This is a genomic window from Deltaproteobacteria bacterium (assembly GCA_026388545.1).
In the GTDB taxonomy this organism is placed as follows: Bacteria; Desulfobacterota; Syntrophia; order Syntrophales; family UBA2185; genus JAPLJS01.
Genome location: JAPLJS010000058.1, coordinates 20,924 through 34,294, shown reverse-complemented (window position 1 = coordinate 34,294; position 13,371 = coordinate 20,924). Strand labels below are relative to the sequence as shown.

The following is a 13,371-nucleotide window of genomic DNA, read 5'->3' as shown; positions in this document are numbered from 1 at the left end:
AAAATCTTGTGTGACCACAGCACCGTCAAGTTCAATTGGAACGATGGCAAATGCTCCGTTTCGTGCATCTATCCTGCTCATAATGAGCTGTCCAGCCCGCGCGACAAACTGTGGCCGGGTTTTTATTTCAACGCCAAGAAGAGTCTTACGGAGTACTGCTCCTTTACCGTAAAGCCTGACTGTGATCTGCTTGTAAACCACCGAGTCCTCCAGTTTCGCTTCCTCGCGTGTTCGTACTAAAAATAAACTCAAGGGTTTCTTTTCCGAATTACTTGAAATGATTGGTTGCTCACTATTGACATTCTTCTCCACATTGCCAAGCAGATCGACCGCTCGCCCCAGCGGGCCTTCGAGATTGGAAATAATTTGCTGCACAGTGGTTGACTGCCCCGCTTGTTTTCTAGGGTTTCGGAAATCAAAGGTATATCCGGCTTCAACAACCTTCTTTTTCTCCACATACCAACTGGCAGCGCTGCTTTCGCGCCTTTGCCACCAGTCAAGGATAGGCTGTAATTCTTCAAAACGAAGGGGAATGCTCTGGGTGTAACAAGGATTTTGCATATTGCGCCGTTCAATAGGAACTTCGTGTTCAAAAAACCAAACACCCTCATTTGTTCCAGAACGATCGAAGAACAGCAGATTAGTTTGGATATCGGAGTAAGGTTCGAATACACCTTTAGGCAGTCTCACGACCGTGTGAAGATTGAAATCGCAAATCAGCTCTTCCCTGATCCTCGCAGCCACTCCTTTGTCACTCATCACACTTTCCGGGACGACCACGGCGGCCCTGGCGGATCGATCTGCCGATGTGGGTCGGCGCCGCAGTTTCCGCATGATGAGTTGCAGGAAAAGGAGCGCCGTTTCTGCGGTTTGCTTGTCGTCGGGAAAGTTCCCCTGAATGCCTTTTTCCTCCTCACCGCCGAAGGGTGGATTGGTTACGATCACGTCCACCCGGTCCTTCTCGCCAATTTCTGTGAGCTTGAAGCGCAGGGCGTTGCCAGGGTCGATTCGTGGGGCGTCGAGGCCGTGCAGCAGCAGGTCCATCTGGCACAGGAGATACGGCAGGGGCTTGGGTTCGCAGCCCAAAAGCGTTCGTTCCTGCAAGGTCCGATGATCGGCGACGGTCTTGACCTGTCTGGAAAGATGGCTGAGCGCTTCGACAAGAAAACCGCCGGTGCCGGATGCGGGATCGAGAACCGTTTCAGCGAGTTGCGGGTCCGTGACGGCCACCATGAAACGTACGACAGCGCGGGGTGTGTAGAACTCGCCGGAGTCGCCGGCAGCGTCGCGCATCTCGCGGAGCATCGTTTCGTAGAGGGCGCCCAGGGTGTGCAGCTCGCTCGTGGCGGTGAAATGGATGCCGGCAACCTTGTTGATGACATCACGCAGGAGATAGCCGCTGACCATGCGGTTCTGGACACCGGAAAAGACGGTGGCGATCACATCGCGGCGGTCGTCGCCGGTGGCGCTGGTGAGTTTACGGAGATACGCAAAGAGGCCAGGGCCTTTGCTGCCGTCGGGGCGGGTGCATTCCTCCTGATTGATAAAGGCTAATAGTTCATCGCCGGTGACGCCCTGGGGCCTGGCTGCCCAGTCGCGCCAGCGGTAAGGCGGTTCGATGGCCGGGCGGAATTTCTTCCTGGCAAGGGCCGCTTCTTCCTCGCGCTGAATCTCCAGATCATCGAGGAACTTGAGAAACATGATCCAGGTAAGCATCGGCAGGCGGTCGAGATCGCCGTTCAGTCCTTTGTCCTTGCGCATGATGTCGCGGGCGGTCTTGAGAAGGCTGCCGAGGGACTGGGCGGTGGTCTGAGGCTGGTCGGTGGTTTTTCTGGTTCGTATCATTTACATCCTCATCCTCTCTATGCTGCATACAGTAGATTTTGCAACTCTGCCACGGCGTTGCGGAGCTGATCAGGACCGCCGAATAGGGTGATTATTTCAGAAGGTTGTCCGTGATCGGAAATCGGAGGAACCTTGAGGACGTCCGGCAGGATGAACTGCGCGTCACCGTGTTCCGCGTATTTTTCCAGCAGTTCTTTCAGAATCGCGCAGGCTTCGGGGCTAAATCGGTCGAAGAAGTCTTTTCTCTCGCTCTTCAGCCGCTGGGCACGTTCGCGCCGGGTGCGAAGAGGGGCGTTGAAGGCGAAGTGACAGAGTAGATCGAAAGGATCCGCCTCCGGCTGCCGGGCGGCGTCGGCCAGTTCTTCAAAATTTACGCCGCGCTCGGCTAATCGCTCGATGATCTCGGCTCTCTGGACGGGGTCGGCCCATTTGGCGCGCAGTTCCGGTGCTGAGGGACAGAGTGTGCGTACTTTTTCCGCTGCGTAATCGGTGTAGCGCACGACACGCAGTTGTTTTCCATCCGGGTCGAGTTCGTAAACAAGGTGTGTCGCGATATCGACATAGCTGCCGTCGAAGTAGAATTTGCGCCTTTCTTCGGAGGGCGGATCGATGATTTCAGGACCATGATCCACCGCCACTTCCGGCGGTTCACTTTCCTTTATTTCCTGGATGATACCGTTTTCTCTCAACTCTTCCTCGGTTAGCCTGACCGGATCGCCGTCAAAGTCCGGGTCGGCAAACATCCGCGTGGCGGCGCCGGTGTAATCCACGATGCTGAACCAAAGCTTTCCGTAATCGTCGCGCACCCGGGTGCCGCGCCCGATGATCTGTTTGAAGTCACACATCGATCCGACGACGCGGGCCAGGACGATGTTTTTACAGGTCGGCACATCCACACCCGGTCGTGAGCAGTTGGGAGGTGGTCAGGATGACGGGGGTACGCGATTCGACGTCTTGAAAACGGCCCAGATGACCGCGTCCGATCTCCTTTTCGTCGGAGGTGACACGGCAGACATAGTCCGGGTATTCCTTTACAATATCAACGTTGAGGTTGCTCAGGGCACGGCGCATCTCGTCAGCATGCTCCTGATCCACACAAAAGACGATGGTCTTGGCGAATCGGTCGGTTTTCTTGAGAAAATCCGTAAGGTGTCGGGCGATGGCTTCTGTGCGGGCCAGGAGGGCGACGATCCTTTCGAAATCCTGGGTTTGATATTCTCCATCGGGAATAATACGTCCGTAACGGTCCAGGTCGTTTTTCGAGGGTCGCCATCCGGCGGCGTCCCATTCCGTGATAACGCGGTGGACGCGATAGGGCGCAAGGAAGCCGTCTTCAATGCCCTGCCGGAGGCTATATTCGTAGATCGGATTGCCGAAATAAAGATACGTGTCCCGATTGTCTTCGCGCAGGGGCGTGGCGGTCATGCCGAGCTGATAGGCGGGGTCGAACCAGGTGAGGATCTCCCGCCAGTTGGAATCGTCGCGTGCGCTGCCCCGGTGGCATTCGTCCACGATAATGAGATCGAAAAAGTCCTGCGGGAACTCTCTATAGAGACCCGGTCGGCGTTCATCGCGGGCAATAGCCTGGTAAATGGCGAAATACATCTCCCGGCCCAGGTTTACGACGCCTCCCTCGATTTTCCAGCGGGCGTCACCGAAGGTGGCAAACATACCGTCTTTGGGTTGATCGATGAGGATGTTCCGATCAGCCAGGTAGAGGATTTTAGGCCGCCGGTACTCACCTGCACGATTCCAGCGGGCGGTCCACAGCTTCCAGCAGATCTAAAAGGCCACGGCGGTCTTGCCGGTACCGGTGGCCATGGTGAGCAACTGGCGGCGATGACTGGTGAGGATGCCTTCAACAGCCCGGTTGACGGCGATCTCCTGATAATATCGCTCGCCCTTGGCAACGATGTGATTCATCGGGGTCAGCAGGCGTGTTGCGAGGGTATCGTCGGCTATCCCCTTTCCGGCCCGATAACGCGTCCATAATTTGGCGGGTGTCGGGTAAGTATTGACGAGCAATTCTTTTCCCGTGAAGTAATCGAACTCGATAATATCTCTACCGTTGGTTGCGAAGGCGAACTTCAGACCCAGCATCTCGGCGTATTCCTTTGCCTGCTGCAATCCTTCGCCGACCGTTTTCCAGGCGGCCTTGGCCTCAACGACGGCGAGGGGAAAATTGCGCTCGTACCGAAGGAGATAATCGACGCGTAGTGGCGGCTTGCGGACAAATCCTTTACCGGCCGGGATGATGCGCCCATCTGTTATGGAGCGCTACTCCGCTATGGAGTGCGGGTCGTCGTCCCAGCCCGCAGCCTGCAGTTTTGGAATGACGAATTTCCTGCAGGTGTCGGCTTCCGATAGAGACATGGATCATCCTTTGTTAGAACTTGTTGTCTGATAAGAAATCCCTAAAGTGTGAGAGGACTATAGAGGAAAGCGGTCTTTTTGGTCAAGGTTTTTTAAGCCTCAAGATAAGCATTACTAATTGAAAGTACAAATATTTAAGCAATATAAGCCGATGTGGACATTAGGAAGTCATTTCTATATCTCTTCTCAGTATAGCGCGGGCTTAAGTCTCAGGCCGTCAAGGGGAATAGTGAGCGCTTACCTGAAACTCAAAAAGCAGGAGGTGCTTTATGAAAACCACGTCAGAAGAAATCAGGTTATTCAATCATGATGGGTGTGGTGAGGGATTTCTCGCCTTGGCGTATCAGGCAAAGAGTATAAGTCAGTTAGAGCTGAAGCAGATAGCGAGTTTTTATCAAATCATGCTTTTTAAACAAGGGGATTCCCACTGTTAAGCCTTTCGTACAATCGTATATATTCATCAACCATAATGTCTAAATCATATTTCTTCCGTGATTCCCTCATGATTCTTTTGATCTGGTGCTCTCTTATCTCCATAGGTTTCCGGTGAAAATTGACGCTTTTAGCCAGCCCGTGCCACAGGCCGCCGGGATCATAATTGTTGAAGAGAAATCCGTTTCCCTCATCCCTCGAAGCGCCATCAATCTTCAATCTCAATTCTTCTATTTTGTCATGATATCCTCCGGTATCTCGATTCGTTGCTGTAGCTCCGAAAAGATTCCCGATCTGATCTATCTGGCCGCATGGCTCATACAGTGAAGCTCCAAAGACATCACCGGCAGCAGCGTAACCGAGCATGGAAAGCGCTTCACTGAAGCGCTGGTACGTTATCTTACCGCCTGATGCATATGCGATCCTCCCCATAATTTCCTCATGGGTCTGATCTCGCCCGACACCGTTTCCCACGACAGCAATCTGTACATCGCCGTGTTCAATGACAAATTTAAGGGCGATCTCTTCGATAAGTTCAATACCTTTTTGCGATGGGTCTAATCTCGACGGCCAGTAGAGAAGAATCGCATCGGGATTGACGATGAGCCCTGTCCTCTTTTGAAATTCCACGAGGTTTTCTCTCTTTGCAGTGATGACGTCATCATCAGGACCGTACATTCTTGCAAGGTGTTCACAGTGCTCAGGATAAATACCAGGGGATGGCGCATTCATGATGGAGAACGCCGAACCGCTATAATACTTCGCCTTGACTTCCTGCCGCACACTCGCTGGAATGAACGATCTGTCCATAAAATAATCCTCAATGATCTCTTTTAAAAACTTTTCCCCGACAAAGTTGACCAGAGTGGCGCTCTTAATCGCTGTTGCCTGACTATCTATGCATCTTCTTCCCTGTTCGTCCGAGAAGTAGATATTCCACGTGAGGCTGTCAACATCAATGCCAAAAAGCATATCTACAGGAATATGGCCCGTATGAACATTGTGAACGGTATGCAATACCGGACACCCCCTCGATTTCGCATATGCCGTAACCGCACCGCCCGCCATCCAGTCATGGGTATGCAGAATCAGCCTTCCTCCATTTTTGGCCCGGACAGTCTTGATGATGTTGTTGACCACTTCTTTTTGAAACTCGGCAGCATTGAGTATCGGGTTCCCCGAATAGGCGCAGGAGAGGTTTGCAAAAATGGATGAACTTACTAAGTGGACCTTGTCGGGATCGACCTTATATCTGATTTCCCGCCAATCATGTTCATCCATGTTGCTCTCTCGCTGAAAACGCTTCTTGAGATTCAGCGTTGCCAGGTGGCAATCAATCCCCCTTTCCCGGAGGCCTTCGCATAATGTGGAAACAACTTCCCCGAGGCCGCCTGCCTTGCCGGAAATGTATCGGGCAAGACTCCCCATACCGTCCGGCAGCCTGCCGGTCTCCGGTGACACGAGCAGCACGGCCGTCTTTTCCGCCTTCTTCAGGATTTCAAACCGCTTTACGGTCCTCATCCCTTTCAGCGGATCGATTATACGCCGTCGACTGCTCCGGTCTTTTATATAAATTCCCGGCAATTTATCAATTTTGTAATTTACGCGTAAATTCATTTGCTGTTTGTACAGTCCTTCTTCCAAAGACAATCACTCTCGCATGTTTCTATTGTACGAAAACATGGTGAATTCCCCTCACTCATCTGAATATCACGAATGATATCCTGCTTGGAGCGGCCGACCTTTGTATCAACACCCCATGACTTTGCGATCTCACGTATCTCCTGAATTGTCATTTCATAATCCTCCCTTAATTTGCTTATAGCCCCATCCTCTATAGATATTTTTTTCAATGGCGGACTCATCTTCGGTTTTGACCACCTGAGATAATCCCAACCCGAGAAAGAATTGAGTACTTTGACTCTGATTAGGTAATTCCTCTTCCATTCCAGGCACTTGCTCCTTCCAGCCTCTACCTTTTTTCATCTCTTCCAGTTTGTTAATTTGCCATCGCAACTCAGCGAGTTCTCTTACATTTTTATGTTTTGTAAACACCTTATCTGCCATTCCCGTAAACCTTCAAAACCTTCTAAAATAGATCGCCGTGTAAGCCATTTCCATAATTGGTGGATTCCACAATTGTAGTGACTTTCAAGAGTTGCCTGTAAGATACCTGATGACGGTATCGTAAAGAACAGACTCTTCACCCTCAAGGTGACAATGAGCCTCTGGGCTTCCCTTGAAAAATTTCATATGGGCAGAAAGAATCGCTGTCTCTAAAACTCCCAATGTCTCCATCTTTTTTTTAAGTTCTGTTTTCTCCATGTTATTCCCCACTGCGATAGTTTCTTCTTAGAGTGTTTCATCACCCTTCATCTGATGGTGGAAATTCTTACAGTTTTGTTTGATGTCAGGTCAGAGTGTATACTGCTGCTTAACTAATAGAAAATCTTGATGGGATATGCAATGGGGATATATTGCATGGATAATCAAGGGGAATACCCTGCATTATGACAATGTCAAAAGATAGGATCGAAGGTTGTCTTTTTTATTTTTAAGATTAAGTTTTCTTCTGATATTTTCCCTGTGAAATTCAACTGTCCCTGGCGATATATTCAATAATTCGGCAGTGTCCTTACTCGTCTTACCTTCTTTAATAAGATTAGCTATTTGAATTTCTTTGGGAGTGAGTTTTAGGTATTTCGAGGACAGTTTGTTTGAAAATGGAGAAATAATGTTTATCAGATTTGATTCGAGGATGTTTACATAGTCTGCTTCTTTGTCCTTTAAGCGGCTCTTTTTCAATCGTTCAATATAGGGCATAGCGAGTTGCTTGACGTTAGCCAGTACCTGCTCTTCAATTTCGTCCTTGTCTTTTTCCCTCTGCCTCAACAGGACTTTCAGGGCAGCATTGAGTTCCTCAAGGTTACGGGACTTGATTTCCAATTCCCTTTCTCTTTTTTTCAATATTTCTTCTGCCCGCTTGCGGTCGGTGATATCACGGAAATACCAGACTCGACCATAGTGTCTGCCATCCCCTCCGATCATTGGGGCTGAGTGGCGATCGAATAGCCTGCCATCGGCGAGCGCCAGTTCATCATCAGATGTCGCGTTGATATCGTCGTAAAGGCGCCGCACTCCGGCCAGGAATTGCTTCGGGTTAACCAGTTTGCCCAACACAGATTCTATGGCGAGTTCGTCAGATTGTGCTTCCAAGACATGTGAGGGAATGTCCCACATATCAATAAAGCGTTGATTCCATGAGATCATCTTGCCTTCCGGATCTACTACGAGTATTCCATCATGCGTCGTTTCCTGTTGAGTCGAAAGGATAAGGTTGCTGAATCGCAGCGCCTCCTCCGCCTGCTTGCGGTCGGTGATATCCCGTATAGACTGAATGGCCCCTACGATATTCCCCTTACTGTCATATAAACATCTGGCTTTCCCCCAGAGGACTCGATTTTCCCCGTTCATGATCACATCGGTCTCGGCTAAAATGATGTCTTTTTCTTTTTTGATAAAAGAATATTTTTTTTCGATCTCTTCATCGGAACTGAATACCAGATCAATCAATATCTGCCTCCGTTTCCCGTAAAACGGCAGGGCATATTCATAATTCCCTTTTCCCAGCATGTCGGGAGCCTTGACGCCGGTCATCTCTTCAATGGCACGGTTCCATGCGATAACCTTACCATTAAGATCGATAGCAAATGTTGCATCGGGTAAAAAATCAATAATATCGGATAATCGCCGTTCCGACTCCCGCAGTGCCTCCTCAGCCCGCTTGAATTCACTGATATCGGTCATAACGCCGGTAAGACCGACCAGGCGGCCATCGTCCCAGAGCGGGCGGCTGGACGTGCGTACATGAAATATCGCTCCGTCTTTTGCAAACACCCGGAATTCATACGGCTGTAAATTTCCGTCCAGGGTTTTCTCGAACCTGGACAGCAACGCGGGCAGATCATCGGGATGCACAAATCGGGTGAAAGGAACTCCGATGATTTCGTTCACCGTGTATTGGAGAAACCGCTCTACGGCGGGGCTGATGTAGGTGATACATCTCCGGGTATCCACGGAAAAGATGACATCGTTGATGTTCTCTATCAAATTGCGGTATTTGGCTTCTGATTCCTGTAATCTTTCCTGAACCTTCAATATTTCGGTAAAATCGTCCACCATCTCGATGGCAGACAGGACGTTGCCATTTCTGTCTTTTATAGGAGACGCAATAATCCTGTAATGTCTTATTTCGTTGCCTGCCGGTGTTTCTGTGATAGATTCGTGTACCTGACCATCCTGCAATGTCTTTACTGTTGGACAATAGGAACATATCGTTTCTCTTGGCGGGTTATTGAAAGCTTCATAGCAGAGGGGTTTTTTTGAAACATCGATATCGGGAAACCATTTCTTCATCTGGTCGTTAAGGGTAATTATTTCCATGTCCGGACTGATCAGGGATATGCCGATGCCGATATGATCCACGACACTTCTATACCTTTCTTCGGACGCGCGGAGCGCCTCTTCCGTCTTCTTCCGCTCTTCAATCTCCTGCAAGGCCTCTTCAGCGCGTTCTTGATCCGTCATATCCCCTGCTCCTGTATCTTGACATTTTGTTCAAAGGCCCCTCTGTAGGTTTCACAGTCATAAAATATCTCCAACTGTTTTATTTATGATACTATTCAATCAATGTCATTGACTATTCAATAATGATATCCTAACAATATCTTCATATTTAAAGCATTTAACCGCATTGTCTCTGAATTGTCAAGATCGTCTCTTTTCTTAACCGCAAACGCCATTCGAGGAATCTTCGCAAAAATAGGGACAAAAGAATCCATAGAATTACGTTTATGGAAGAAAATAATGGAATACGAAAAGAAGGCGGGAATTTCAGTGAATCGGGGTTATAAGGAATGATTAAAATTTGCCTTTCTCGCCGAGCCAGGGCCTTGTGTTATCCAGAAGATAGTCTGCCATATTTTCACAAATGCAGTCCCGGCACAGATGAACGAGCTTCATGCTTGCGATGTGCCGCAAGACCAGCAGAGTCTCTGTGTTGTTACTACACGTGAAACACCTGTCAGGGGCGTCTTTCTCGTGAAACTGGTAACTTCTTGCGTCATCGTATATTATGGGCATAGGTCGTCTCTTCGGTAATAATTTAGCAGGATCAAGCCTATCCAAAATGAGAGAGCTTATCAAGTAGATTTATCGAAACGCCTGAGAAACTTTTCGCACTGAAGGAAGTTATACGGGAAATTTTCATGGTCCCTTTTTAAGGGGTTTTTACTACAAAAAAATTAGATTTTGTCCTTTTCGCTGAGCCAGGGCCTCGTGTTGTCCAAAAGATAGTCCGCGATATTTTCATATACACAGTCCCGGCACAGGTGAACAAGCAACATGCTCTCGATTTGTCGAAAGATCAGCAGTTCCGCTGTGTCTTTGCTGCAAATGAAACACTTGTCAGGGGCGTCTTTCTCTTGAAATTCGTAAAATTTATCGTCATCGTACTTCATGTATCGTCTCTTGTAACTTTTGTAGCTAAAATAGATTTTATTTCCTGCTGATTCCCTTTAAAAAATCCCCTAACCCCTTTTACAAAAGAAAGAGTTGTGTGTTTGCGCTTTGCACATCTCTTAACTTAAGAAGGAGTCTGAGAAGCCGTTTGTGGTGTGGACAACTGTATGGGGAATTTTAGCACAAAGGTTGTGCCTTCTCCTTCTTTTGAAGTGGCCCAGATCTCCCCTCCATGAGATTCCATGATTTTCTTACAGAAGGTAAGACCGAGTCCGGAGCCTCTATGACGTTCATCCTTTCCCTTTACTCTGAAAAACGGCTCGAAAATAAAGGGAATTTTGTCGTGGGGAATGCCGCTCCCTGTGTCCGATATACTGACAGTGATGTAGTACTCTTCGCTCTGGGCCGATATTGTTATTTTCCCGCCCTCCGGAGTGTATTTTGTCGCATTGCCGATGATATTGGTAAATACCCGTAACAAGCCTTCCTCATCTCCGATTATATTTGGTAAGTTATCGGGGACATGTGTTTCCAGTAAAATTTCTTTCCCCTGGCAAACAGGAGCCATATCTTCCGCGCTTCGTGCAATAATGCGGGATAGACTCAAAATATCTTTCTTTTGTGCGAAAGTTCCGTCTTCTATTCGACTTAAATCCAGCCAGTGTTCAATCATTTCCTCAAGGCCTTGAATGCGTATCCTGCACCTTTCGATAATGTCCGTAACATCTTTATCAAAGCGATCACCTGCGATTGCTTTAAGAGATTCAATGTATTGCCGAATGACAACGAGTGGGGACCGCATTTCGTGGCTGACGAAGGTGATGAAACTCTTCTCCATCCGCTCCTTTTCTTCCCTCAATCTTCTTGTTTCAATTTTGAGGTTACGATGATCGAGACCCCGTCTGGCTTCAGCCCTCAACTGGTCAGGGCTGAAGGGCTTGGGAAGGTAATCGTAGGCTCCTTTCTGTATGGCTTCAACTGCGGAGACAATTGTTGCATAGCCGGTGATCATTATCAGGACAACGTCGGGTATTTCCCTGGAAAGGATCTCAATGATTTCCATACCCGACATACCCGGCATTTTAAGATCAATAAAAGCTATTTCCGGTTTATTCTCCCGCGCGATCTTGATGCCTTCGACTCCCTCCCCTGCAGTTAAAACGGTGTACCCGGATTTCTCCAGCGTCTGCCTGCACCCGTCCCGTAAGGATTCCTCATCATCGATTATTAAAATAAGCGGTTTTTGAGCCTTCATCTCTATTTGTTACCTAGTTCCCGGGCGATATATCCGAGAAGATCATCAGCCTTCACCGGTTTTTGCAAAACCATGTTTACCTTCGGAAACTCCGGAGGCGGTTCAAATGATTGGTATGGACCCTGCAGGTCAACCGCGCTCAACATAAAAAGCGGCGTATCCTTACCCGTATCCGTGGCCCGGATCTTTTTCAATACTTCGAATCCTTCACCCCACGTTTCCATCATCATATCGATAATGGCAAGGTCAGGAGCTACCGACTTCCACATCTCCACACCGCTCTTCCCATCTTCAGCGAGAAATACCTCGTACCCGCCCTTCTCCAAGATCAGTTTAGTCGCAAACAGGAAATCTTTGTCATCGTCGATTAAGAGAATTTTTTTCTTTGCTGTCATGGCCTTTCACCTCCATTTTTTAGTCTTTGTATAATTGTATGAGCAAGGATGATGCCAAGTTGTAATCTGTTGATTTATTTAAGGAAAATATAGATGGTCGAAGGGGAAAAAGGATTTTGAGGGGTAAAACTCCCCTTCCATGAGGCAGATAACCCCCTGAGGGCGCCGATGTTTTTTACTAATGCTCTATTTTTATACCGTAATTACGCATCTTTATCCGCAGGGTCTTTCTGTCGATACCAAGGAATTTTGCCGTCTTGTTGATCTGGAAGTGAAAGTGATCCAGGGCTTTTAAGATATGTTCTTTTTCCACATCAATCAGGGTCATCCTGCCTGTAGAAGAATCAACGACAGGGGTCTTTGTATTATCGTTTTGCCCATAGTAAAATATATCGGATAGGTCGACGACCTCGTGGTCGCACAATACACAGAGACGCTCTATGGTATTCTTCAGTTCCCTGACATTACCAGGCCATTTGTAAGATATGAGAGATTTCTTTGCCTCTTCCGAGAAGCGCCGTACCTTGCTTTCGTATTTTGTTGTGAACATATCCAGGTAATGCTGGGCAATAGCCAGAATGTCGGATTTATGTTCTCTCAACGGTTTTATATTAAGGGGTATGACTGAAATCCTGTAGAACAAATCCTCCCTGAACCTCCCCGCTTCAATTTCTAATCGGATATCTTTATTCGTCGCTGTGATGAGCCTGACATCGATCTTCTCAGGTGATGATCTTCCAACCTTGGGCACCTCCTGTTCCTGGATTACCCGCAATAACTTAGCCTGAATGTTGAGGTTGATGTTGGAAATCTCGTCAAGAAACAATGATCCCTTATCGGCCATCTGGAAACGACCCTCGCGTGATTCGGTAGCCCCGCTGAATGCCCCTTTGACATGTCCGAACAGTTCGCTTTCCATCAGGGTTTCTACCAGTGAGGAACAGTCAACGGGAATAAAAGCTTGATCATCCCTTTTACTGAGGTTGTGGACCGTGCGCGCTACGAGTTCCTTCCCTGTGCCGCTCTCTCCTGTAATGAGGACTGTGCTGTCTGTCTGTGCTATCCGGTTAATGGAATCCTTAAGTTCTTTCATGTAGTCGCTGGTTCCGATCAGTACAGAAAGATCCTTTTCTGCATTATGCGTATCATCCTGCTTAAGGGCTTTCTCAACCGCTTCTCTGAGATCAGGTGCTGAGTAGGGCTTCGCGAGAAAATTAAAGGCGCCGTGCCTCATGGCCTCGACGGCCAGGGGTATGCTGCCGTAACCGGTGATAATAATGACTTTTGCGGAGATGTTTTTCTCCACTTTAAGCTTTTTAAGGATCTCCAAACCATCCATTTTGGGCATCCGGACATCTAACAGAATGATGTCATAGATATTCCTGAGAGCCATCTCAAGTCCCTGGAGTGCATCTCCGGTACTTTCGACCTGGTAACCTTTACGCGACAGGACCTGCATGCATCCGTCCCGTATGGATTCTTCATCATCGATAATGAGGACTTTTTTATTTTTCGTAGTCACTGCTTCTCATTCCCTTCTTCAATTAAAAA

Annotated in this window: 11 protein-coding genes and 2 pseudogenes; 1 reads left to right on the top strand and 12 read right to left on the bottom strand. The window is 48.3% G+C overall.

The features are described 5' to 3' along the window. Nucleotides 1-393: 393 nt before the first annotated feature. Nucleotides 394-1,845 (bottom strand): annotated as a pseudogene (locus NTW12_07005) (class I SAM-dependent DNA methyltransferase). A gap of 17 nt (nucleotides 1,846-1,862) precedes the next feature. Beyond that, a pseudogene (locus tag NTW12_07000) lies at nucleotides 1,863-4,218 on the bottom strand (DEAD/DEAH box helicase family protein). A gap of 269 nt (nucleotides 4,219-4,487) precedes the next feature. On the opposite strand from NTW12_07000, the gene NTW12_06995 reads away from it, so the two are divergent. Then, nucleotides 4,488-4,652: a hypothetical protein gene (locus NTW12_06995; protein ID MCX5846091.1), complete on the top strand. Its 165-nt coding sequence runs from the start codon at nucleotides 4,488-4,490 to the stop codon at nucleotides 4,650-4,652. On the opposite strand, the gene NTW12_06990 is transcribed toward NTW12_06995, so the two are convergent. The 10 genes from NTW12_06990 to NTW12_06945 all read right to left on the bottom strand — a co-directional run bounded on the left by NTW12_06990 (nucleotide 4,627) and on the right by NTW12_06945 (nucleotide 13,342). Continuing rightward, entirely contained in the window at nucleotides 4,627-6,267 is a 1,641-nt protein-coding gene (locus tag NTW12_06990) for a glycogen/starch synthase (protein MCX5846090.1), read from the bottom strand. The two genes, NTW12_06995 and NTW12_06990, sit on opposite strands and share 26 nt — an antisense overlap. Then, nucleotides 6,264-6,446, bottom strand: coding sequence for a hypothetical protein (locus tag NTW12_06985; GenBank protein MCX5846089.1), 183 nt, complete (start codon nucleotides 6,444-6,446; stop codon nucleotides 6,264-6,266). Before NTW12_06985 ends, NTW12_06990 begins: the two co-directional genes overlap by 4 nt. 1 nt (nucleotide 6,447) lies before the next feature. After that, nucleotides 6,448-6,717, bottom strand: a complete 270-nt coding sequence (locus NTW12_06980; GenBank protein MCX5846088.1) for a hypothetical protein — start codon at nucleotides 6,715-6,717, stop codon at nucleotides 6,448-6,450. A gap of 84 nt (nucleotides 6,718-6,801) precedes the next feature. Further along, the gene (locus NTW12_06975) at nucleotides 6,802-6,975 is read right to left on the bottom strand and encodes a hypothetical protein (protein ID MCX5846087.1); all 174 of its coding nucleotides are present in this window, start codon (nucleotides 6,973-6,975) and stop codon (nucleotides 6,802-6,804) included. A gap of 183 nt (nucleotides 6,976-7,158) precedes the next feature. Beyond that, on the bottom strand, nucleotides 7,159-9,237 hold the full coding sequence (locus tag NTW12_06970) for a PAS domain S-box protein (protein ID MCX5846086.1): 2,079 nt from the start codon (nucleotides 9,235-9,237) through the stop codon (nucleotides 7,159-7,161). Between the two features lie 333 nt (nucleotides 9,238-9,570). After that, nucleotides 9,571-9,792: a hypothetical protein gene (locus NTW12_06965; GenBank protein ID MCX5846085.1), complete on the bottom strand. Its 222-nt coding sequence runs from the start codon at nucleotides 9,790-9,792 to the stop codon at nucleotides 9,571-9,573. 161 nt (nucleotides 9,793-9,953) lie between these two features. Beyond that, nucleotides 9,954-10,169, bottom strand: coding sequence for a hypothetical protein (locus tag NTW12_06960; GenBank protein MCX5846084.1), 216 nt, complete (start codon nucleotides 10,167-10,169; stop codon nucleotides 9,954-9,956). 125 nt (nucleotides 10,170-10,294) lie between these two features. After that, nucleotides 10,295-11,425, bottom strand: a complete 1,131-nt coding sequence (locus tag NTW12_06955; protein MCX5846083.1) for an ATP-binding protein — start codon at nucleotides 11,423-11,425, stop codon at nucleotides 10,295-10,297. A 2-nt stretch (nucleotides 11,426-11,427) separates the two neighbouring features. Next, nucleotides 11,428-11,820, bottom strand: coding sequence for a response regulator (locus NTW12_06950; protein ID MCX5846082.1), 393 nt, complete (start codon nucleotides 11,818-11,820; stop codon nucleotides 11,428-11,430). Between the two features lie 178 nt (nucleotides 11,821-11,998). Further along, nucleotides 11,999-13,342 carry a sigma-54 dependent transcriptional regulator gene (locus tag NTW12_06945; GenBank protein MCX5846081.1) on the bottom strand — a complete coding sequence of 448 codons (1,344 nt, stop codon included), beginning with the start codon at nucleotides 13,340-13,342 and terminating at the stop codon, nucleotides 11,999-12,001. Between the last annotated feature and the right edge of the window lie 29 nt (nucleotides 13,343-13,371).